This is a genomic window from Streptomyces albidoflavus (genome assembly GCF_000719955.1).
Taxonomy (GTDB): Bacteria; Actinomycetota; Actinomycetes; order Streptomycetales; family Streptomycetaceae; genus Streptomyces; species Streptomyces albidoflavus.
Map to the genome: position 1 here is coordinate 105,479 of NZ_JOII01000027.1, position 19,202 is coordinate 124,680.

At 74.9% G+C, this 19,202-nt stretch carries 17 protein-coding genes and 1 pseudogene; 12 read left to right on the top strand and 6 right to left on the bottom strand.

The genetic code is table 11. The features are described 5' to 3' along the window. Window positions 1–64: 64 nt before the first annotated feature. Window positions 65–853 (bottom strand): annotated as a pseudogene (locus IF45_RS0123865) (right-handed parallel beta-helix repeat-containing protein); the annotation flags it as partial. Window positions 854–986: 133 nt separating this feature from the next. Here IF45_RS0123865 and hmgA point away from each other — a divergent pair. The 4 genes from hmgA to IF45_RS0123885 all read left to right on the top strand — a co-directional run bounded on the left by hmgA (window position 987) and on the right by IF45_RS0123885 (window position 6,727). Continuing rightward, window positions 987–2,309 (top strand): homogentisate 1,2-dioxygenase, encoded by a 1,323-nt coding sequence (gene hmgA, locus IF45_RS0123870; protein WP_018469232.1) that lies wholly within the window; start codon window positions 987–989, stop codon window positions 2,307–2,309. Window positions 2,310–2,384: 75 nt separating this feature from the next. Continuing rightward, window positions 2,385–3,131, top strand: coding sequence for a GntR family transcriptional regulator (locus IF45_RS0123875; RefSeq protein ID WP_030309456.1), 747 nt, complete (start codon window positions 2,385–2,387; stop codon window positions 3,129–3,131). A 160-nt stretch (window positions 3,132–3,291) separates the two neighbouring features. Then, entirely contained in the window at window positions 3,292–5,469 is a 2,178-nt protein-coding gene (helR, locus tag IF45_RS0123880) for an RNA polymerase recycling motor ATPase HelR (RefSeq protein WP_018469233.1), read from the top strand. A 106-nt stretch (window positions 5,470–5,575) separates the two neighbouring features. After that, window positions 5,576–6,727: a type ISP restriction/modification enzyme gene (locus tag IF45_RS0123885; protein WP_030309459.1), complete on the top strand. Its 1,152-nt coding sequence runs from the start codon at window positions 5,576–5,578 to the stop codon at window positions 6,725–6,727. Between the two features lie 144 nt (window positions 6,728–6,871). Here IF45_RS0123885 and IF45_RS0123890 read toward each other — a convergent pair whose 3' ends face one another. Then, entirely contained in the window at window positions 6,872–7,141 is a 270-nt protein-coding gene (locus tag IF45_RS0123890) for a hypothetical protein (protein ID WP_003947277.1), read from the bottom strand. Between the two features lie 310 nt (window positions 7,142–7,451). Here IF45_RS0123890 and IF45_RS0123895 point away from each other — a divergent pair, with 310 nt between their 5' ends. Beyond that, complete coding sequence (locus IF45_RS0123895) at window positions 7,452–8,555, top strand: serine/threonine-protein kinase (protein WP_078842918.1); 1,104 nt, start codon at window positions 7,452–7,454, stop codon at window positions 8,553–8,555. Between the two features lie 98 nt (window positions 8,556–8,653). On the opposite strand, the gene IF45_RS0123900 is transcribed toward IF45_RS0123895, so the two are convergent. After that, entirely contained in the window at window positions 8,654–9,463 is an 810-nt protein-coding gene (locus IF45_RS0123900; RefSeq protein ID WP_008414260.1) for an SGNH/GDSL hydrolase family protein, read from the bottom strand. Window positions 9,464–9,789: 326 nt separating this feature from the next. Between IF45_RS0123900 and IF45_RS0123905 the strand changes: the two genes are divergently transcribed. Further along, window positions 9,790–10,206 (top strand): hypothetical protein, encoded by a 417-nt coding sequence (locus IF45_RS0123905; protein WP_242534392.1) that lies wholly within the window; start codon window positions 9,790–9,792, stop codon window positions 10,204–10,206. Window position 10,207: 1 nt separating this feature from the next. Then, a complete protein-coding gene (locus tag IF45_RS0123910; RefSeq protein WP_030309465.1) occupies window positions 10,208–11,302 on the top strand; it encodes a GNAT family N-acetyltransferase in 1,095 nt (364 codons plus the stop codon). Window positions 11,303–11,307: 5 nt separating this feature from the next. Here IF45_RS0123910 and IF45_RS33160 read toward each other — a convergent pair whose 3' ends face one another. Then, window positions 11,308–11,544, bottom strand: coding sequence for a hypothetical protein (locus tag IF45_RS33160; RefSeq protein ID WP_129805864.1), 237 nt, complete (start codon window positions 11,542–11,544; stop codon window positions 11,308–11,310). A 370-nt stretch (window positions 11,545–11,914) separates the two neighbouring features. On the opposite strand from IF45_RS33160, the gene IF45_RS0123915 reads away from it, so the two are divergent. From IF45_RS0123915 to IF45_RS0123935, 5 genes are read left to right on the top strand one after another with little or no spacing between them, the layout of a single operon-like run. Continuing rightward, complete coding sequence (locus tag IF45_RS0123915; RefSeq protein WP_239965136.1) at window positions 11,915–12,661, top strand: glycosyltransferase family 2 protein; 747 nt, start codon at window positions 11,915–11,917, stop codon at window positions 12,659–12,661. After that, the gene (locus tag IF45_RS0123920; protein ID WP_030309467.1) at window positions 12,658–13,695 is read left to right on the top strand and encodes a glycosyltransferase family 2 protein; all 1,038 of its coding nucleotides are present in this window, start codon (window positions 12,658–12,660) and stop codon (window positions 13,693–13,695) included. Before IF45_RS0123915 ends, IF45_RS0123920 begins: the two co-directional genes overlap by 4 nt. Continuing rightward, window positions 13,692–14,594 (top strand): polysaccharide deacetylase family protein, encoded by a 903-nt coding sequence (locus IF45_RS0123925; RefSeq protein WP_030309472.1) that lies wholly within the window; start codon window positions 13,692–13,694, stop codon window positions 14,592–14,594. The genes IF45_RS0123920 and IF45_RS0123925 overlap by 4 nt, the downstream gene beginning before the upstream one ends. Continuing rightward, a complete protein-coding gene (locus IF45_RS0123930; RefSeq protein WP_026047948.1) occupies window positions 14,587–15,924 on the top strand; it encodes a lipopolysaccharide biosynthesis protein in 1,338 nt (445 codons plus the stop codon). Before IF45_RS0123925 ends, IF45_RS0123930 begins: the two co-directional genes overlap by 8 nt. Then, window positions 15,921–18,059: a hypothetical protein gene (locus tag IF45_RS0123935; protein WP_242534391.1), complete on the top strand. Its 2,139-nt coding sequence runs from the start codon at window positions 15,921–15,923 to the stop codon at window positions 18,057–18,059. Before IF45_RS0123930 ends, IF45_RS0123935 begins: the two co-directional genes overlap by 4 nt. Window positions 18,060–18,074: 15 nt before the next feature. Here the strand turns inward: IF45_RS0123935 and IF45_RS0123940 are convergent, their stop codons facing one another. Together IF45_RS0123940 and IF45_RS0123945 are read right to left on the bottom strand one after the other, a co-directional pair. Beyond that, on the bottom strand, window positions 18,075–18,521 hold the full coding sequence (locus IF45_RS0123940; protein ID WP_030309474.1) for a cytidine deaminase: 447 nt from the start codon (window positions 18,519–18,521) through the stop codon (window positions 18,075–18,077). Between the two features lie 83 nt (window positions 18,522–18,604). After that, on the bottom strand, window positions 18,605–19,195 hold the full coding sequence (locus IF45_RS0123945; protein ID WP_030309476.1) for a hypothetical protein: 591 nt from the start codon (window positions 19,193–19,195) through the stop codon (window positions 18,605–18,607). Window positions 19,196–19,202: the final 7 nt, after the last annotated feature.

The following is a 19,202-nucleotide window of genomic DNA, read 5'->3' on the forward strand; positions in this document are numbered from 1 at the left end:
AACCGGAGGGAGGAGTCACGTTGTGGTCGAACTCGTTGTCGCTGTCGCGCCTTCAGACGTACACCGAGCCCCCCGTCATGCCCGAGTCGCCGTTGCCGTAGGACTCGCAGTTCTTGTAGAGGCCGTGGTCGCCGGCGAAGGTGAGGAAGCCGTACTCGTCGTTCCAGCGGGTGAGGACGTCGTCGATGACGAAGCCGTCCCCGGCGAGGACGTAGAGGGCGTTGAAGGTGGTGCGCTGGGCGGTGAAGTTCTTGAAGTAGATCCCGTCGGAGGAGTCGGCACGGATCGCGTTGAGCTTCTGGTACTTGGCGTCGATGACGACATCGGTGCGGCGGGCGCCGGTGCCCTCGATCTGGAGGTCCTTCTTGCCGAGGATCGCGACGAGGTTCTGGTTGTGCGGGCACTGCTTCTGCTGGGCGAACGAAAGGATCTGGTAGCCGAGCTGGGAGTCGGGGGCGTCGAGGCGGGCGCAGGCTCCCGAGGGGGCGGGCTGGGAGGGCTCCTCCTCGTAGAGGCCGGGGAGGATCGCGATGGTCGTTCCCGGGCGGTCGACGGCGTCGACGGCCTGCTGGAGGTGGCGGTACCCCTCGCGCAGGCAGCGGTCGTACAGGGTGCGGTTCTTCTCCAGCAGGGCCTGGGGAAAGGAGGCGATACGCCGCTCGAAGGCGGCCCGGCCCTTCTTGCAGACGAGGAGGTCGGGTTGCTCGTCGCGGTGGACGGGGACGCTGCCGGAACCGTCGGGGAAGTCGACGGGGCGCTCCTCGTGGGCGAGGGCGGGCGGGGCCGTCAGCAGGGCGGCGAGGAGCGTCCCGGCGACGGCGAGGACGGCGAGGAACCTGCGTGTCCACGACATGTCCCGGGAGAGTAGAGCAATGTCCAGTTTTTGAGAGCCCCCCGCGCACGGACCCGTCCGTGCGGAGGCTTGTCACCGGACCTCCGCAATCCTATGGTGCTGCAGAGGAATTGGCGGAAAAGGGAGTCACCAGATGAGCGCTGACGGACACGCACCGGCCACCCCGGCCTACCTGACCGGCTTCGGCAACGAGCACAGCTCCGAGGCGGTCCCCGGCGCCCTCCCCGAGGGCCGCAACTCCCCGCAGCGCGCCCCGCTCGGCCTCTACGCCGAGCAGCTGAGCGGCACCGCCTTCACCGAGCCGCGCGCCCACAACCGCCGCTCCTGGCTCTACCGCATCCGCCCCTCCGCCGCCCACCCCGCCTTCGTCCGGACCGGGAACGGCACGCTGCACGGCGGCCCGTTCACCGACGCCGTCCCCGACCCCAACCGGATGCGCTGGGACCCGCTGCCCGACCCGGCCCCCGGCACCGACTTCCTGGCCGGGCTGTGGACCCTCGGAGGCAACGGCGACCCGGCCCGCCGCGAGGGCATGGCCGTCCACCTCTACGCGGCCGACATCTCGATGGAGCGGGTCTTCTCCGACGCCGACGGCGAACTACTGATCGTCCCTCAGGAGGGCACGCTGCGGCTGCGCACCGAGTTCGGCCTGCTGGTCGCCGGGCCCGGCGAGATCGCGCTGATCCCGCGCGGCGTCCGCTTCCGCGCGGAACTGTCCGGCGCCCCGGCCCGCGGCTACGTCTGCGAGAACTTCGGCCGCCCCTTCCAGCTCCCCGACCTCGGCCCGATCGGCGCCAACGGGCTGGCCAACCCGCGGGACTTCCGCGCCCCGGTCGCCGCCTACGAGGAGGCGGAGGAGCCCGTCGAGGTCGTCACCAAGTACTGCGGCAACCTCTGGCGGGCCACCTACGGCCACTCCCCCCTGGACGTCGTCGCCTGGCACGGCAACCACGTCCCCTACGTCTACGACCTGCGCCGGTTCAACGTCATCGGCTCGATCAGCTACGACCACCCCGACCCCTCGATCTTCACCGTGCTCACCTCGCCCTCGGACACCCCGGGCCTGGCCGGCGTCGACTTCGTCGCCTTCGCCCCGCGCTGGCTGGTCGGCGAGGACACCTTCCGCCCGCCGTACTTCCACCGGAACGTGATGAGCGAGTACATGGGGCTGATCGACGGCGCCTACGACGCCAAGCGCGGCGGTGCCGGCGGCTTCGTCCCCGGCGGCGGCTCGCTGCACCCGATGATGTCGGCGCACGGCCCCGACCGGGACACCTTCGAGAAGGCGTCGGCGGCCGAGCTGCGGCCGCAGAAGATCGACGACGGGCTGGCCTTCATGTTCGAGACGCGCTGGCCGATCCTGCCGACCGCGCAGGCGGCCGGCGCCGCCCACCGCCAGCAGGGGTACGACGGGGTGTGGCAGGGCCTGGAGCGACACTGGGGAACTGCGGGATGATCCCCTGACCCACCCGTGGCCCGGCCGCCCGCACCGGCGGCCGGGGACGCCCCGTCCCGTCCTCCCGGAGAAGCCGTGACCGCATTCGCACCGGACTCCATCGTCCTGAACCGGAAACTGCCCCTCTGGTACCAGGTCTCGCAGTCCCTGCGGGCCTCCGTACTCGGCCGCTCCCCCGGCGACCCGCTCCGGCTGCCCACCGAGGAGCAGCTCGCCGCGCACTACGGCGTCAGCGTGCTGACCATGCGGCAGGCGCTCAAGGAGCTGGAGGACGAGGGGCTCATCACCCGCCACCGCAGGCGCGGCACCTTCATCGAGCCCAGCGCCCGCCCGGGCGCCCCGGTCCGTCTGCTCGGCTCGGTGGACGCCATCGTCGCCCAGCAGTCCGGCATGCGCGCCCGCCTGCTCGACCACGGCCCGGCGCCCGTCCCCGCCGGCCTGGCCGAGTACTTCCCCGGGCGCACCGAGGTGACGGCGTACCACCGGCTGCGCCACGACGAGGAGACGGGCGAGCCGACCAACCACGCCCGCAACTACCTCCCGCCGGAGATCGCGGCCCGGGTCGACCCCGCCGAGCTGGAGATACGGCCGATGACCAAGGTGCTGCGGGACACCGTCGGCCTCAGCATCGCCCGCATCACCGACACGGTCGAGGCCCGCCTCGCCGACCCGGAGACGGCCCGCCTGCTCGACGTGCCGCTGCTCAGCCCGATCCTGCACTACACCGGGGTCACCGTGGACGAGGAGGGCCGCACCCTCGACGTGACCCGCATCCACTACCGGGGGGACCGGTTCTCGTTCACGGTCACGCTGGACGCGTAGGCGGGCCGGGGGCGCCGGGGCAGAAAGAAAGGCAACGAGCGCCTCGGCGCTCCTTGCCACTCTCAAGGTATAGCTCAAGGGGGGCCTTGCGGCAAGGCCCCCTCCACCAGGCAGAATCACGGGCCGTCGCCCGATCCTGCCGAAATGAGTGGTTCCCGTAGTGCGCACCCCTTCGCCCGTCCCCGGGGCGGACTCCCCGGCCGCCTTCACCGCCTTCGCCCTCCCCGGCCGCCTGGCGGCCAAGGCCGACCCGGCGCTGACCGGCGGCGACGACCGGCACTTCGCCGCCGTCACGGCCGCCCTGGAACAGTCGGTCGCCGAGCTGACCGCGAGCCTGGACGCCGCGCTCCGCTCCCCCGGCGGCGCCGGGCGGGCCGCGATGGACCGGGACACCGAGGTGCACCGCCTCGGGGCGCGACTGCGGACCCTGCGCCGTTTCGGCCTCGACCTCTGCCTCGGCCACTTCGTCCGCGAGGACGACCCCGAGCCGGTGTACATCGGCCGCCTCGGCCTCACCGACGGCGACGGCCGCCGCCTGCTGACCGACTGGCGCTCCCCCGCCGCCGAACCGTTCTTCGCGGCGACCCACGCCCGCCCGATGGGCCTGGCCAGCCGCCGCAGGTACCGCTGGAGCGGCGGCCGGATCAGCGACTACTGGGACGAGGTCTTCACCGCCGACGGCCTGGAGGGCCACGCCGCCCTGGACGACCAGTCGGCCTTCCTCGCCTCCCTCGGCGGCCACCGCTCGGACCGGATGCGCGACGTGCTCGCCACCATCCAGGCCGACCAGGACGCGATCATCCGCGCCGGCTCCCGGGGCACCCTGGTGGTGGACGGCGGCCCGGGCACCGGCAAGACGGTCGTCGCCCTGCACCGCGCCGCCCACCTCCTCTACGCCGACCCGCGCCTGGGCCACCGGCGCGGCGGCGTCCTCGTCGTCGGCCCGCACCAGCCGTACCTGAACTACGTGGACGACGTGCTGCCCAGCCTCGGCGAGGAGGGCGTGCGCACCTGCACCCTGCGCGACCTGGTCCCCGAGGGCGCCGCCGCCCGGCCCGAGGCGGACCCGGAGGTGGCCCGGCTGAAGTCCTCGGCCGCGATGGTGCGGGCCGTCGAACCGGCCGTCGCCCTGTACGAGGAGCCGCCCACCGAGGGCATGGAGGTCGTCACGCACTGGTCCACGCTCTGGCTGAGCGCCGCCGACTGGGCCGCCGCCTTCGACGCGGTGGAGCCCGGCACCCCGCACAACGAGGCCCGCGGCCAGATCCGCGACGAACTCCTCACCCTCCTCATGGACCAGGACGAGAGCGACGCCCCGCCCGCGCTGCTCCGCCGCTCGCTCCTCGGCAACCGGAAGCTGATCGGCGCCCTCAACCGGGCCTGGCCCGTCATCGAGGCGACCGACCTGGTCGGCGACCTCTGGACGGTCCCCGCCTACCTGCGCCGCTGCGCCCCGCACCTGACCGTCGAGGAGGTCCGCGCGCTGCAACGCCCCGTGCCGGACGCCTGGACCCTCGCGGACCTGCCGCTCCTGGACGCCGCCCGGCAGCGGCTCGGCGACCCCCGGTCCTCCGTACGCAAGCTCCGCCAGGACGCCGCCGTCGCCGCCGAGCGGGAGCGCCGGGCCGCCGTCGTCGACACCCTGGTACGGGCCGACGACGACGGGGAGGGCGCGGTGACGATGCTCCTCCACGACGACCTGCAGTCCACCCTGATCGACGAGGGGGCGCTGCCGGGGGCCGAGCGGGAGCCGTTGCAGGGCCCGTTCGCGCACATCGTCGTGGACGAGGCGCAGGAGCTGACCGACGCGGAATGGCAGATGCTGCGGTCGCGCTGCCCCTCGCGGAGCTTCACCGTCGTCGGCGACCGAGCCCAGGCCCGGCACGGCTTCGCCGCCACCTGGCCCGAGCGGCTGGAGCGGGCCGGCCTCGACCGGATCACGGTGGCCTCGCTCGGCGTCAACTACCGCACCCCCAGCGAGGTCATGACCGAGGCCGAGCAGGTCATCCGCGCCGCGCTGCCCGACGCCAACGTCCCCTCCTCCGTGCGCAGCACCGGTGTCCCCGTCCACCACGGCCCGGCCGCCGACCGCGACGCCCTCCTCGACGCCTGGCTGGCCGAGCACGCCGAGGGCGTGGCCTGCGTCATCGGCGACCCCACCTTCACGGCCACCTCCCGCGTCCGCTCCCTCACCCCGGAGCTGGCGAAGGGACTGGAGTTCGACCTGGTCGTCCTGGTCGGCCCGGAGCGGTTCGGCGAGGGCGTCGAGGGCGCCGTCGACCGCTACGTGGCGATGACCCGCGCGACCCAGCGCCTGGCCGTCCTCACCGGCCCCTGAGGCCCCGGACCGGCGGCGGGGCGGGGCGGGCGGTTTGTACGATGCGAGGATGAGCGAGCGAGGGGGCGGCGGAGCGGGCCGGCGGGGTGTGCGGCTGGCGGAGTTGATGCCCTGGTCGGTGGCGCCCTGGCGGCCGGGCCGCGACTGGCCGCTGGCGGCCGAGCCGGAGACGCTGCGGCGCCGCTGGCGGGCGCTGGCCGAGGCGGAGGGCGAGCGGCGTGAGGAGCTCTTCGGCCCGACCCGGGCCCGCACCACCCGCTCCTCGGTCGCGCCGCTGCCGGGCCGCACCACCGCCACCGGCCGCCTCGCCCGCGACCCCGGCCCGTGCCCCGAACCGGTCCGCGTCCTCGACGGCCCCTTCGACGCGCGGTGGCTCCTGCCCGACCACCGGCTCCTGGACACGGCCCGGCCCGAACTCTGGCGCGCCCACGGCCCCCACTCCCGCTACCTGCTGGAGACCGGCCCCGGCGGCCCCCCGATCCTCGCCACCGCCCTGCTGCCGACCGGCCGCAACCCGTACGGCAGGGCCCGCCCGGTCCGCCCCCTGCACCGCGGCCCCGACCCCGCCGATCCCAACCTCGCGCCCGGCCTCCTCCCGTACCTGGCGAAGGAGTGGGGCCTGCCGGTGAGCGCCGGGGACGTCTTCGCCTGGATCGTCTGCGCCGCCGTCCCCGGGGCCGGCGGCTGCGAGGTCCCGCTGCCCCGGCAGGCCCGCGAGTGGGAGGCCGGCGTGGCCTGGGGCACCGCCGTCCTCGCCCTGCTGGCCCCGCTCGACGGCGACCGTCCCCGCCTGCCCGGCGGCCGGCGGCCGTACGTCCGGGCGCCGCTGGTCCCCGTCGCGGCAGGCGAGGAGGGGCCGTACCCCGTGGCGTACGACGCGGAGAGCGAGAGCCTCATGGTCGGGGGCGGGCGGATCGCGCCGGTGCCGCCGGGGGCCTGGGAGTTCACCTGCGGCGGGGTGCGGGTGCTGGCGGAGTGGGTGGCGCGGCGGACGGCGCTGGGGGCGCCGGGCACGCTGGAGGGGCTGGCGCCCGGCGAGTGGCCGCAGGAGCGGACCCGGGAACTGCTGGAGCTGATCACGGTGCTGGCGCTGCTGGCCGAGGCGGAGGCGAGCCGTCCGGAGGTGGCGGGGCCGGTGCTCGGCGAGGCGGAGCTGCGGGCGGTGGGGGTGCTCCCGGTCCCGGCGGCGGCGCGGCGGCCCGGTCCGGCCCTGGCGGTGCGCGAGGAGGGGCCGGAGGGGCAGTCCGCCCTCTGGTGAGCGGGGCCCGGGCAAAAAGAAACCGCCGGGCGGGGCGCCGTCATGTGCCGGGGAGTGGTGGCACAGCTGTTGCGCCCCGAACCGGACGGTGTCTGGAACAGGGGGAGGGGGAGGCCGGCCGGATGGTTGACGGCCGGCCCGGGGTCAGTGGCCGCCGAACAGCGACCTGCGCAGCCGCCTGAGCGGTGCGAACAGCGATACCCGACTGACCCGCGCACCCCTGCCGGTGCGATCGTGCGCGGCCTTCCGTGAGGTGAGCTCACGCATCAGCGTCGTCGCCTCGGCCGTCTCGCGCTGCGGGACGGCAGGACCGCCCAGCACCGAGAGATGGCGGTCGAGGCGCGAACTGGTCGCGCTGCTCCCGCACGTGATCGCAGGCACTCGCGGCCTGCTGCGCACAGTTATCTGTTCCATGTCACTCCCCACCCGTACGAGGGCACCCGGCCCCGGGCAGGGCAACCCTATCGCCCTTGGGGTCCACGCCGGTATCCCGGGCACGGGATCGGCCCTGCCCGCAAGGTTGTTGACGGATACCCACACGTGACCGGGACATGTCGCACGGGACCGCTGTGACGCTGCGTGAAGCGGCGTGCGAGCGCCGGGGGCGGACTCCGGCGCACCCGCGCGAGGGCGGGCGCGTGCCGGAATCACCAGCGCGGCGGCGCTGCGGATACGCCCTCACGGGGTACTTGTGTGAGAAATGGCGCTCCCCCACGGAGGGTTCATGAACACATCGGGTACGTCGGGCAGGCAGGGCAGAGCGGGCGGCGAAGGACACGGTGCGCCACCGGCGGCGCGCGGGCGGCTGCTGGCCGGGCGGTACCGGCTCGTCGGGGAACTGGGCCGGGGCGGCATGGGGACGGTCTGGCGGGCGCGGGACGAGACGCTCCGGCGCGAGGTGGCCGTCAAGGAGGTGAGCGTGCCGTTCGGCCTCCCCGAGGAGGACGTGGCCCGGCTCCACGCCCGGCTGGAGCGGGAGGCCCGGGCGGCGGGACGGATCGAGCACCCGAGCGTGGCCGAGGTGTTCGACGTCGTACGCCAGGACGGGCGGCCGTGGATCGTGATGGAGCTGGTGCGCGGAATCACCCTCCAGGACGTGCTGGAGGCGGACGGGCCGCTGGAGCCGGAGCGGGCCGCCTCGGTCGGCGCCGAGGTGCTCTCGGCGCTGCGGGCGGCGCACGGCGCCGGGGTGCTGCACCGGGACGTGAAACCGGCCAATGTGCTGCTCGCCCTCGACGGGCGGGTGGTGCTCACCGACTTCGGCAGCTCGCTGGTGGAGGGCGGGGAGGAACTGACGGACGCGGGAGAGGTGGTGGGGTCCCCCGAGTACCTGGCCCCGGAGCGGGCGCTGGAGGCGGAGCCGGGCCCGGCCTCGGACCTGTGGGCGCTCGGGGTGCTGCTCTTCGCCTCGGTGGAGGGGCGGACCCCGTTCCGCCGTGAGACGGCCCTGGCGACGCTGGGCGCGGCGGTGGACGACGCGCTTCCGGCGCCGGGCCGGGCGGGTCCGCTGCGGCCGGTGATCGAGGGGCTGCTGCGCAAACACCCGGACGACCGGCTGTGTGCGGCGGAGGCCGAGCGGCTGCTGCACCGGGTGGCGGGCGGGTCGCGGTCGCGGGGTGGCGCGATGGCCGTGGTGCCGGGGGCGCGGCGCGGCGGCGGGCGCGCGGAGGACGGCGGTCCTGCGGGGCGGCGGTCCGGGCGGGGCCGCGAGGCGTCCGGGGCGCAGCGTGGGCTCCGGGGGGCCGGGCGGAAGGCTCCGGTCCTGGTGGCGCTGGCGGCCCTGGTGGTGCTGCTGGCGGCCGCGGCGGGGTGGCTGCTGGGCTGGTGAGCGCCTGGGGGGGAAGGCCGTGAGGAGGCCCCGCTTGGTGGCGGGACCTCCTCTGCCGCGTGCTCGTGGTGCGAGGCGCGGGACCGTTCGACGCCCGGTCAGGCCTTGGAGTTCAGCACCGGCAGGTAGCCGCCGGACTGGCCGGCGGCCGTCGGGTGGTAGGAGTCGTTGATGCCGGTCCACTTGACGCTGTGGAGCCAGGAGTCGCCGGAGCAGATCTCGTGGCCGGTGAAGGCGGCGGCGATGTCCCCGTAGGCGTAGCCGTGGTCGGCGGCACGCTTGGAGATGACGGAGTTGAGGAGGTCGGCGGCGCCGTTGATGGCGGTGCGCTCCCCCTCGGTCAGGCCGGCCACGCAGGTGCCGTTGAGCTTGTAGAACCGCGGGTAGCCGAGGACGACGACGTTGGCCGAGGGGGCCTTGGCGCGGACCTGCGAGTAGACCGAGTCGAGCCGGCCGGGCAGGGTGCTCTCGACGAAGGCCTTGGCCGTGTTGACCCGGGCGATGCAGTTGGCCTCGGACTGGAGGACGCAGGTGGTCATGACGTCCGCGAACCCGGCGTCGTTGCCGCCGATGGTGAGCGAGACGAGGCTGGTGGAGGAGTTCAGCGGGCCCATCTGCTTGTTGAGGACATCGCTGGTCACCGCACCGGAGCAGGCCACGAAGTCGAAGCTGGCGGGCGAGTTCGCGGCGGCCCACAGGGCGGGGTACGCCTTGGGGGTGCGCCGGCAGTCGCCGCTGCCGCTGTCGTAGGAGCCGGCACCGACCCCGGAGGAGTAGGAGTCACCCAGGGCGACGTAGCCGCCTGCGGCCTGGGCGTCGGCGGCCGCTGCGGCACTGGCCCCGGTGAGGGCGAGGGTGACGGCGGCGAGGAGCGAGGTCACATATGTCGCGGTTCTACGCAGTTTCATGAAGCCTCCATCTGCGGGGGGGTCGGCGTGCACTTGGTAGCACGCGGCGACGGAGCCTCGGAAGTGTTCATGCCAAAACATCTACGCGCGGAGAGAGGGGCCTGCGCTGCACTCTTTGCGAAAGCAATAGGTCGGGCAACGATGTGACGCCTGGTCATTCCGATAACACGAACCACTCGTTCGTGAACGCATGGCCTCAGACGGGCGGGACCGCCGCCCGCATCTGCACACTCTCTCCGCATCTTGACGGCCCGGCAGCTCTGCGCCACATTGAAGTCCGGCATCCGGCGCGCTGGGGGGCAAAGTCGCCAATGCAGACCATCGGCATGAAGCCATCGTCTTCTCTCACGGAACGACATCGCGGCTCACCGGGGGGTGAGGCGCCGACGCCGGTACTGGCGGCCGCGTGGTGCGCGGCCGTCGCGGCCGGTGCCCTGCTGGCCCTGACCGGGCCCGGGGCGCCCTGGCACTCCGCGCTCACCTTCGCCTTCCTGGCGGCCGCACCCGGCGGCGCCGTCGCCCTGGCCCTGTCCGGGCTCGACCCGTGGAGCCGGGCGGTGGCCGCCCTCGGCGCGGCGCTGGCGGTCAACACCCTGGTGGCGCAGGCCCTGTTGACGCTCGGCACCTGGTCGGCGCGGACCGGGGTGGTCGCGGTCGGCGCGGTCGGCTGGCTGGTCCTCACCGGGGCGCTCGCCGGGCGGCTCGTCCGGCGCCGCCGCACCGCGCGAGAGCGGGTCGGCTGACGTGGACATCACCGTGCACCGCCCGGGGGAACTGACCGCCGCCGACCGGGCCGCCTGGTCCGCGCTCCAGCGGGCGAGGCCGCCCGCCGAGGCTCCGCAGCTCCACAACCCCTTCCTGGCACCGGAGTTCACTCTGGCCATGGGTGCCTGCCGACGGGACGTCCGGATCGCCGTGGTCCGCGACGACGGGGTCCCGACCGCCTTCTTCCCGCACCAGCGGACCCCGGCCGGCGTCGGCCGCGCCGTCGGCCTCGGCGTCTCGGACTGCCAGGGGCTGGTCCACGGGCCGGGGTTCACGGGCGACGCGGGCGAGCTGCTGCGCGGCGCGGGCCTCGCCCTCTGGGAGTTCGACCACCTCGCGGCGGACCAGCCGGTTTTCGCGGACGGGGCCGGGGCCCGCTTCGGCTCGCCGGTGATGGACGTGGCGGACGGCTGGGAGAGCTACCTCGCGGGACTGCGGGAGCGCTCACCGAAGTTCACCCGCACCACCCTGGCCAAGGAACGCCGGCTCGACCGCGACCTGGGCCCGCTGCGGTACGTCCACGACGAGCGCGACCCCGAGCTGCTGCGTGTCCTGATGGCCTGGAAGTCGGCCCAGTACCGCCGCACCGGACGCGGCGACCGCTTCGCCAAGCCGTGGATCACCCGCCTGGTGGAGCACCTGTTCCACACCGGCCCCGGCGAGGTCCGGGGCCTGCTCTCGGTGCTGTACGCCGGCGAGCGGCCGGTCGCCGCCCACTTCGGGCTCCGCTCGGCGGCGGTGCTGGCCTGCTGGTTCCCGGCGTACGACCCGGCGTACGCGAAGTACTCCCCCGGGCTGGTGCTGCACCTGGCGATGGCGCGCGGAGCGGCGGAGGACGGGATGACGCTGCTCGACCTCGGGCGTGGGCGCAAGGAGTACAAGGACTCCCTGAAAACGCGGGAACTGACCGTGGCGGAGGGGTGGGTGACCCGGCAGCACCCGGTGGCGTTCGGGCACCGGATGCGGCGGGCACCGGTCCGCGCGCTGCGCAACACCGTGCAGGGGCGGCCGGAGCTGTTCCGTCCCGCCGACGCCCTGCTGAAACGGATGGGCCAATTCCGTACCGGCGGCTGAGGAATTCATCTCTCCGCCACACCGGGAGGGCGTTCACGAAGAGAATGCGTCATTCTGCGGAACTCATCCGGCTGAATACCGGAAAGCAGGATCTGATCCTGGTTTCTGCCATAAAGTAGCGCGAGCACACAGACGTCGGCGCACTCGCCGGAACACAGGTCGCGACACAGATCAGCACGCAGATCAGCACGCAGGTCAGCACGCAGGTCAGCACGCAGGTCAATACCGATGAAATGCACCACCGCGCCGGCCCGTGGCCGCCGGGCTCCTGGGGAGGGCCCGGCGACCGTGACGGACCGGGGCGGAGCGCGGCAGGGGGGTGCCGCGGCGGGTCCCGCCATGCGGGGCGCGCCACGGGCCGCGCGGCGGAATCACCAGCTCACACACCATGTCCGTGGTCCGCCACGGGCACGGACGGGGTGGGCTCACGCCCCCTTTCGCACCGGACACAGTGCCGGGCCGCCCGACCGGGCGGCCCGCCGGACGAGAGGGAACGGACCCGTGACTTTTCTTCAGCCGGCAGTACCTGGCCGGAACCCGCTGCCCGCGCCTTCGGCCAACGGCAGCCAGGAGCACAGTGCCACCGCCCGTATTCCGGACGCCTATCGCCGTATCTCCTCGCATCTCGCGATCACACCGCCGGTGAGCGTGGTCATTCCGGCCATGAACGAGGCGGAGAACCTGCCGTACGTGTTCAAGACGCTGCCCGCCTGGATACATGAGGTCGTGCTGGTCGACGGGAATTCCACCGACCGCACGGTGGAGGTCGCCCGGGAGCTGTGGCCGGAGGTGAAGGTGGTCCGCCAGCGCGGCAGGGGCAAGGGCGACGCCCTCATCGCGGGGTTCGCCGCCTGCACCGGCGAGATCATCGTCATGGTCGACGCGGACGGCTCCGCCGACGGCGCGGAGATCGTCAGCTACGTCTCCGCGCTGGTCTCCGGCGCCGACTTCGCCAAGGGCTCGCGCTTCGCCAACGGCGGCGGCACCGACGACATGACGCCGGTCCGCAAGCTCGGCAACCGCGTCCTGTGCGCGGTGGTCAACGCCAAGTTCGGCGCCCGCTACACCGATCTCTGCTACGGCTACAACGCCTTCTGGCGGCACTGCCTGGACCGCATCGACCTGGACTGCACCGGGTTCGAGGTGGAGACCCTGATGAACATCCGCGTGGTCAAGGCCGGGCTGCGGGTCCAGGAGATACCGAGCCACGAGTACCTGCGCATCCACGGCGCCAGCAATCTGCGGGCCGTCCGCGACGGGCTGCGGGTGCTGCGAGTCATCCTGCGCGAACGTTCCGGCCGTACCCGCGCACGCGGCGTGCGCCGCCCGTCGGTGACCCCGCTCGGGGGCGCCTCGTGACCGCCGTGCCGAAGGGGTTCTCGGTGGTGGTCTGCGTGCACACCGAGGAGCGCTGGCAGGACATCCTGGACGCGGTCGGCTCGCTGGGCGCCCAGACGCTGCCGCCGCTGGAGATCCTGCTCGTGGTCGACCATCACCCGGTGCTGCTGGAGCGGCTGGAGCGGCACTTCGCCGACGGTCCGCACGGGGTCCGGGTGCTGCCCAACGACGGGCCGCGCGGCCTCTCCGCCGGGCGCAACACCGGCGTCGGCGCGGCCCGGGGCGACCTGGTCGCCTTCCTCGACGACGACGCCGTCGCCGACCCCGACTGGCTGCGCCACCTCGCCGCCGGGTACGCCGACCCCCGGGTCCTGGCGGTCGGCGGGCGGACCCTGCCCCGGTGGGCCTCGGGGCGGCGGCCGGCCTGGTTCCCCGAGGAGTTCGACTGGGTGGTGGGGTGCACCTACCGGGGGCATCCGCCCGGGCGGGTCCGGGTGCGCAACGTGCTCGGCGGGAACGCCTCGTTCCGCCGCTCGGCCTTCGGCCTCGCCGGCGGTTTCGCCCTCGGGATCGGCCGCGACGGCGGGCGGCGGCCGCTGGGCGGGGAGGAGACCGAGTTCTGCGTACGTCTGGCGCGGGCCCGGCCCGGCGCGGTGCTGCTCGTCGACGACCGGGCCGTCATCCACCACCGGGTGGTGCCGGTGCGGGAGCGGTTCGCCTACTTCCGCTCCCGCACCTGGGCCGAGGGGCTCTCCAAGGCGCTGGTGGCGCGCAGCGTCGGCGCCGGTGACGGGCTGGCGTCCGAGCGCCGGCACGTCACCCGGGCGCTGCCCGCAGCCGTGGCCCGGGGCCTGGCCGACGCCCTGCGCGGCAGGCGGGGCGGGGCCGCACGGGCCGGCGCGGTCCTGGTGGGCACAGCGTCGGCGGCCGGGGGCTACCTGGCCGGCTCCTGGCGGGCCCGCCGCGCGGACGCGCCCTCCTTCACCGTGCCGCGCATCCCGGGGATCTCCCCGGCCACGGACGCGGCGGACGGTCCTCCCCGGGCACGGTCATGAGCGGCGACCTGCTCAGCCGGTACCCGCCCGGCGGCGGGGCCCTGCGGGAGAGGGCGGCGCGTGCGCCCGCCGGGGAGGCGGACGGCCGGGCGAGGGGACCGGAGGACCAGCCGGTGCCGATCCTGATGTACCACGCCGTCACCCGCTCCCCCGCCGCCGCGACGCGGGCGCTCTCGGTGACCCCGGACGCCTTCGCCGAGCAGATGGCGATGGTGACGGCGTACGGCTGCACCCCGCTCACCACCGCCCAGCTCGCCACCCGGTGGCGCACCGGCCGCCCGCTGCCGCCCCGGCCGGTCCTCATCACCTTCGACGACGGCTACGAGGGGGTGCACCGGCACGCCCTGCCGGTCCTGGCCGAACTGGCGCTGCCCGCGACGGTGTTCGTCACCACCGGCTGGCTGCGGGGGCTCCACGAGGCCGGGGGCGCCCCGGACCGGATGCTCGACTGGGGGCAGGTGCGCGAACTGGCCGCCGCCGGAGTGGAGATCGGCGGCCACAGCCACACCCACCCGCAGCTCGACCAGCTCACCCCCGGCCGCCTCGCCACCGAGCTGGCGTACTGCCGGGAGCTGGTCGGTGCCGAACTCGGCGCGCCGCCCGCCTCGTTCGCCTACCCGTTCGGCTACTCCGACCGGCGGGTGCGGCAGGCGGTGCGGGCGGCCGGGTACGCCCAGTCGCTGGCGGTCGGCAACGTCCCGGCGCGCCGCGCCCAGGGCCCGTACGCGCTGCGGCGGGTGACGGTGCGCCGTTCGACGGGGCCGGAGCTGTTCGGGCGGCTGCTGGAGTGCCGCGCGCTGACCCGGGCGTACGCCCCGGACCGCGCCCTGACCCGGGGGTACGCCGTCGTGCGGCGCGCCCGGCAGGCCCGGCGGAAGGCGATCCGGTCCCGTGGCTGACACCGGCACCGCCCGTCCCGGCGCACCGGCGGGACCTGTCCCGGCCGGTGCGCCCGGGCGGGCCCCGCTGCTGCGCAACGCGTACGCCCTGATGGTCAACACGGGGGTCTCGGCCGTGCTCGGGCTCGGCTTCTGGGTGGCGGCGGCCCGCTACTACTCCGAGGAGGCGGTCGGCCACGGCTCGGCCGCCATCGCGGCGATGAAACTGCTGGCGGGGCTGACCGCGGTCACCCTGATGGGGGCGCTGGCACGGTTCGTGCCGGTCTCCGGGGCGGCCACCGGCACCCTGGTCCGGCGCACCTACGCGGGCAGCGCGCTGCTGGTCGCCGCGGCGGCCGGGGTCTTCCTGCTCACCCTCGACCTGTGGGGCCCGGCCTACTCCTTCCTGCACGGTCCGCTGCCGGCCGCCGGTTTCCTGCTGGCGGTGGTGGCCTGGGCGCTGCTGACCCTCCAGGACGGGGTGCTGACCGGGCTGCGCAGCGCCGTCTGGGTGCCGGTCGGCAACACCGCCTTCTCGCTGGTGAAACTGGTCCTGCTGGTGGTGCTGGCCGGGGCGGTGCCGGTGGCGGGGGTCTTCGTCTCCTGGGCGGTGGCCATCGCGGTCTCCGTGGTGCCGCTGGGCTGGCTGGTGCTGCGTCGTCTGGTGCCGCGCCACGAACGCGAGACCCGGGCCACGGCCCGGCCGCCCACCCTGCGCGAACTGGGCCGCTTCCTGGCCGGCGACTGCACGGGCGCGCTCTTCTCCCTGGCCGTGGTCTACCTGGTGCCGGTCATCGTGGCCGCCCAGGTCTCCCCGGCCGACAACGCGTACTTCTACGTGACGATCACCATCGGCGGCACCGTCAACCTGCTCGCCGTCAACATGGGCGCCTCGCTGACGGTGGAGGGCGCCCACGACCCGGCGCGGCTGGGCCGCAACACGCGGGCGGCGCTGCTGCGGACGGCCCGCATCATGGTGCCGGTCTGCGCCGTGCTCTTCCTCGGGGCGCCGTACATCCTGGGCGTCTTCGGCGCGGAGTACGCCGGGGCGGCGACCGGGCTGCTGCGCTGGTACGCGGTGGGGGCGCTGCTGCGGGTGGTGACCGAGGTGTACTTCAGCGTGGAGCGGGCGCGCAGCCGCACCTCGGGACTGGCCTGGCTGCAGGGCGTGTTCTGTGTCGTGATGCTGGGGCTGACCCTGCTCCTGCTGCCCCGGGCGGGGCTGGTGGGGGCCGGGGTGGCGGAGGTGGCGGGGCTGGCCGTGGTCGCGCTGGTGGCGGCGGTGCGGCTGGTCCCGGTGGTGCGGGCGGCGCCGGAGGGCGCGGCCCCGACGGGCGGAGGCGGACGGTGAGCGGCGGGACGGCGGCGCGGGAGAAGCCGGCGGCGGAGCACCGCCCGGCCTGGGCGAAGGACCCGGCGCCCGAGGCCCCGCCCGCGACGGCGCCCGTCACCCCGGCCCGGCGGCGCCCGCGCCTGCGCGCGGTGGTGCCGGCGGTGCTGCTGGCGGCGGGGCTCGCGCTGTACTGGCTGCCGGTCCCGGGCCTGGACGAGGCGGCGCTGGACGCGATGGGCGGTCTCGGCCTGGTCGGTGTCCTGCCCTGGCCCGTCTTCGCGGGGGCGGCGCTGCTGGTGGTGGCGTTCGCCGCGCTGCTCTGGCCCTCCCGCCCGCAGCGCCTCCTGCTCGGCCTGGTCCTGGTGGCGACGGTGGTCTCGCTCCACGCGCTGCCCGCCGTGGTCGAGGAGCAGCCCCGGTTCGCCACCGCCTGGCAGCACCTCGGCTTCCTGGAGTACCTGGACCGGACCGGCGGTTCGGCCCCGGCGCTGGACGCGCGGTGGAGCTGGCCCGGGTTCTTCGCGGCGGCCGCCTTCGTGCTGCGCGCGTGCGGCGTCACCGATCCCGCCCAGCTGGCGGAGGTGGTGCGCTGGTGGCCCCTGGCGGTGAACCTGCTGGCCCTGGTCCCGCTGGCGCTGCTGGCACGGTCGGTGCGGGCGGGGTGGCGGGCGCGCTGGTGCGGGGTCTGGTTCTTCGCGCTGAGCAGCTGGGTGGGGCAGGACTACTTCTCCCCGCAGAGCTTCACGTACCTGCTGTACCTGGCCTTCGCGGCGCTGCTGCTGCGGTGGTTCCTGGCGCCCTCGGCGCCGTCCGGCGGGATGCTGCCGGGTGCGGAGGCGCCGCCGGACGCGCTGCCCGGGCGGCGGGCGGTGCTGCTCGGGGTGGCGCTGGCGCTCTTCGCCGCCGCCGTCCCCGCCCACCAGCTGACGCCCTTCGTGATGCTGGGCGTGGTGACGGTCCTGGTGGTGCTCGGCCGGTGCGCCCTGCGCGGGCTGCCGATGCTCCTCGGGGTGGTGGCGGTGGGCTGGGTCTGCTTCCTCGCCGAGCCCTACTGGTCCGGCCACTTCGACGAACTCTTCGGCGGCATCGGCGGCCTGGGCGCCAACGTCACCTCCTCTGTCTCCGGCCGCATCGAGGGCGGCTCCGCCACCCACCAGCTCGTGCTGTACTCCCGGGTGGCGCTGGCCGGGCTCGTCATGGCCCTGGCCTGCTGGGGCTGGTGGCGCAGGAGGGAGGCCGGGTACCGCGAACGGGCCCTGCCGGTCCTGGCGTTCGTCCCGGCCGCCGGGTTCGCCCTCCAGGCGTACGGCGGGGAGATGGCGCTGCGGGTCTTCCTCTTCGCCCTCCCGGGCGCGGCCCTGCTGGCGGCCCTCGCCTTCTTCCCCCGCGCCGGGACGAGCGAGAGGGAACGGGCCTGGGACCGGGTCTCCCTGGCCCCGCTGGCGGCCCTGCTGGCCGGGCTGGTCCTGGTCGGCGGCTTCCTGGTGGCCCGCTGGGGCAACGAGGCGTTCGAACGGGTACGGCCCGGCGAGGTCGCCGCGATGGAGTGGGTCCATGCCCAGGCCGACCCGACCGTGCGCCTGCTCTGGCTCAGCGAGGACCCGGAGGAGAGCGTCACCCCCGCCCTGCCTTGGGGCTCCCGGGCGATGGAACGCGTCCGCTACGTCCCCACCCAGGCCCCCCGCGACCCGGTCCTGGCCGGCCCGCTGGCCGAGGCCCTGCGCGAGGCGGGCCCGGTCTCGTACCTGATCGTGGGCCGCGGCCAGTCCGCCTACCTGGAGCTGGACGCCGGCTACTCGACGAGCTGGGAGCGGCGGCTCCTCGCCACCCTGGACGCCCGCGACGACCTGGTCCCGGTGGTGCGCAACGCCGACGCCGCCGTGTACGCGCTGCGCGAGGCGCCGCCGGGCATGCCGGAGGCGGCCACGCCCGGACCGCCGGGGCCGACGGTCACCTGGACACCGTGGTCGGTCCTGGGCGCGCTGTCGGCCGGCCTGCTCGTCCTCCTGCTGGGCGCACGGGAGTTCCTCCGCCTCCGCGCGGCTCCCGACGCCCCGCCCTCCCCGGCGGTCCGCGCCCTGTTCTGGTTCGCGGTACCGCTGCTGCTGGTGACGGTGAGCGCACTGGTGCACCGCTTCTGGACACTGGCCTGAGGCGGCCGGGTGGCGTCAGGAGCTGTGGGCGGCTTGCGTGGGCCAGGTGCCGTCGGCGGTGAAGGCCGGGCCCCAGTAGTGGGGGTTCAGCCCGGCGAGGGTGACGGCGCGCCAGCCCCCGGGAGCGGTGTCGTCCGGCACGGCCGCCTCCACCTCGGGTCCCCAGAGCGCCAGCCGCTCCTGGCAGATGCCGCAGGGCGGCAGGACCAGCACGCGGCCCCGCTCCCGGTCGCGGCAGAGGCAGACGGTCGCGGTGACGGCGACGTCCAGGGTGTACGCCTGGATCAGGGCGCCCGTCTCGTGGCAGAGCGTCACGCTCATGTTGAGGTTGTCCAGCCCGACGCTGGTCAGCACCCGCCCGTCGGCGAGCCGCACGGCCGCCGCGCCGCCGTCCTCGCCGGCTGGCCAACGCCGGTCGAGCTGGTCACGTGCGGCGTCCACGAGTGCCTGGTCGAGTGCCATGACCGGAGCCTACGAGCAGAGCAGGGTGGCCGCCACGGGATTTCCCTCCCGTGGCGGCCACCCCTCGGTACGCCGAACCGGTGTCAGCCGCCGAGCCGGTCGAGGAGGCGTCCCGGTGCGGAGATGAGCGCGCCCCGCAGGGAGAGGTTCCGGGTGTAGACGCCTTCGAGGAGGATGGCGAGGCTGAGGTCGACCGAGTCCACCGCGCCGCCCGCCGTCCCGCGCAGGGTCTCGGAGGCGAGCGACGCGCTCGACCGCGTCATCTCGACCCGCGCGCCCGCCCGTTCCAGCACGTGGTGCCGGCGGTTGCCGCGTTCCTGGTAGTGGTACTCCCGCCCCACCACGCGGATGCGCAGGGCACGGCCCTCACGGCTGGTCCGCCAGGAGCCGCGCGACAGCGCGGCTTCCTGGCCGGCCACCTGGAGGCGGCCCCGCGCCAGACGGGGACGTCCGCCGTAGGCGAGCCCGGTGAACGACGATGGAGGCACGCTCTCCCCCGTCACCGCCGCACCACCGGTCTCCCGGTCTCCCACCGGAATGACCTCCAGCGCGGGCACGACCAGCTCGACCGCACCCAGTTGCCCCACGGTCCCGCCCCAGAAGGCGACGTGGCGTTGTTCCCGCGAGGTCACCGTGTTGGCGGACCGCCGCAGTTCGAAGGAGAGTTCTGACATGGTCCTC

Bases quoted from the DNA above. Each gene is read 5' to 3' on its own strand.
- IF45_RS0123925 (WP_030309472.1), top strand. From the start codon at position 13,692: ATGAGCGGCGACCTGCTCAGCCGGTACCCGCCCGGCGGCGGGGCCCTG.
- IF45_RS0123940 (WP_030309474.1), bottom strand. From the start codon at position 18,521: ATGGCACTCGACCAGGCACTCGTGGACGCCGCACGTGACCAGCTCGAC.
- IF45_RS0123885 (WP_030309459.1), top strand. From the start codon at position 5,576: ATGCCCTGGTCGGTGGCGCCCTGGCGGCCGGGCCGCGACTGGCCGCTG.
- hmgA (WP_018469232.1), top strand. From the start codon at position 987: ATGAGCGCTGACGGACACGCACCGGCCACCCCGGCCTACCTGACCGGC.
- IF45_RS0123890 (WP_003947277.1), bottom strand. From the start codon at position 7,141: ATGGAACAGATAACTGTGCGCAGCAGGCCGCGAGTGCCTGCGATCACG.
- IF45_RS0123900 (WP_008414260.1), bottom strand. From the start codon at position 9,463: ATGAAACTGCGTAGAACCGCGACATATGTGACCTCGCTCCTCGCCGCC.
- IF45_RS0123895 (WP_078842918.1), top strand. From the start codon at position 7,452: ATGAACACATCGGGTACGTCGGGCAGGCAGGGCAGAGCGGGCGGCGAA.
- IF45_RS0123945 (WP_030309476.1), bottom strand. From the start codon at position 19,195: ATGTCAGAACTCTCCTTCGAACTGCGGCGGTCCGCCAACACGGTGACC.
- IF45_RS0123905 (WP_242534392.1), top strand. From the start codon at position 9,790: ATGAAGCCATCGTCTTCTCTCACGGAACGACATCGCGGCTCACCGGGG.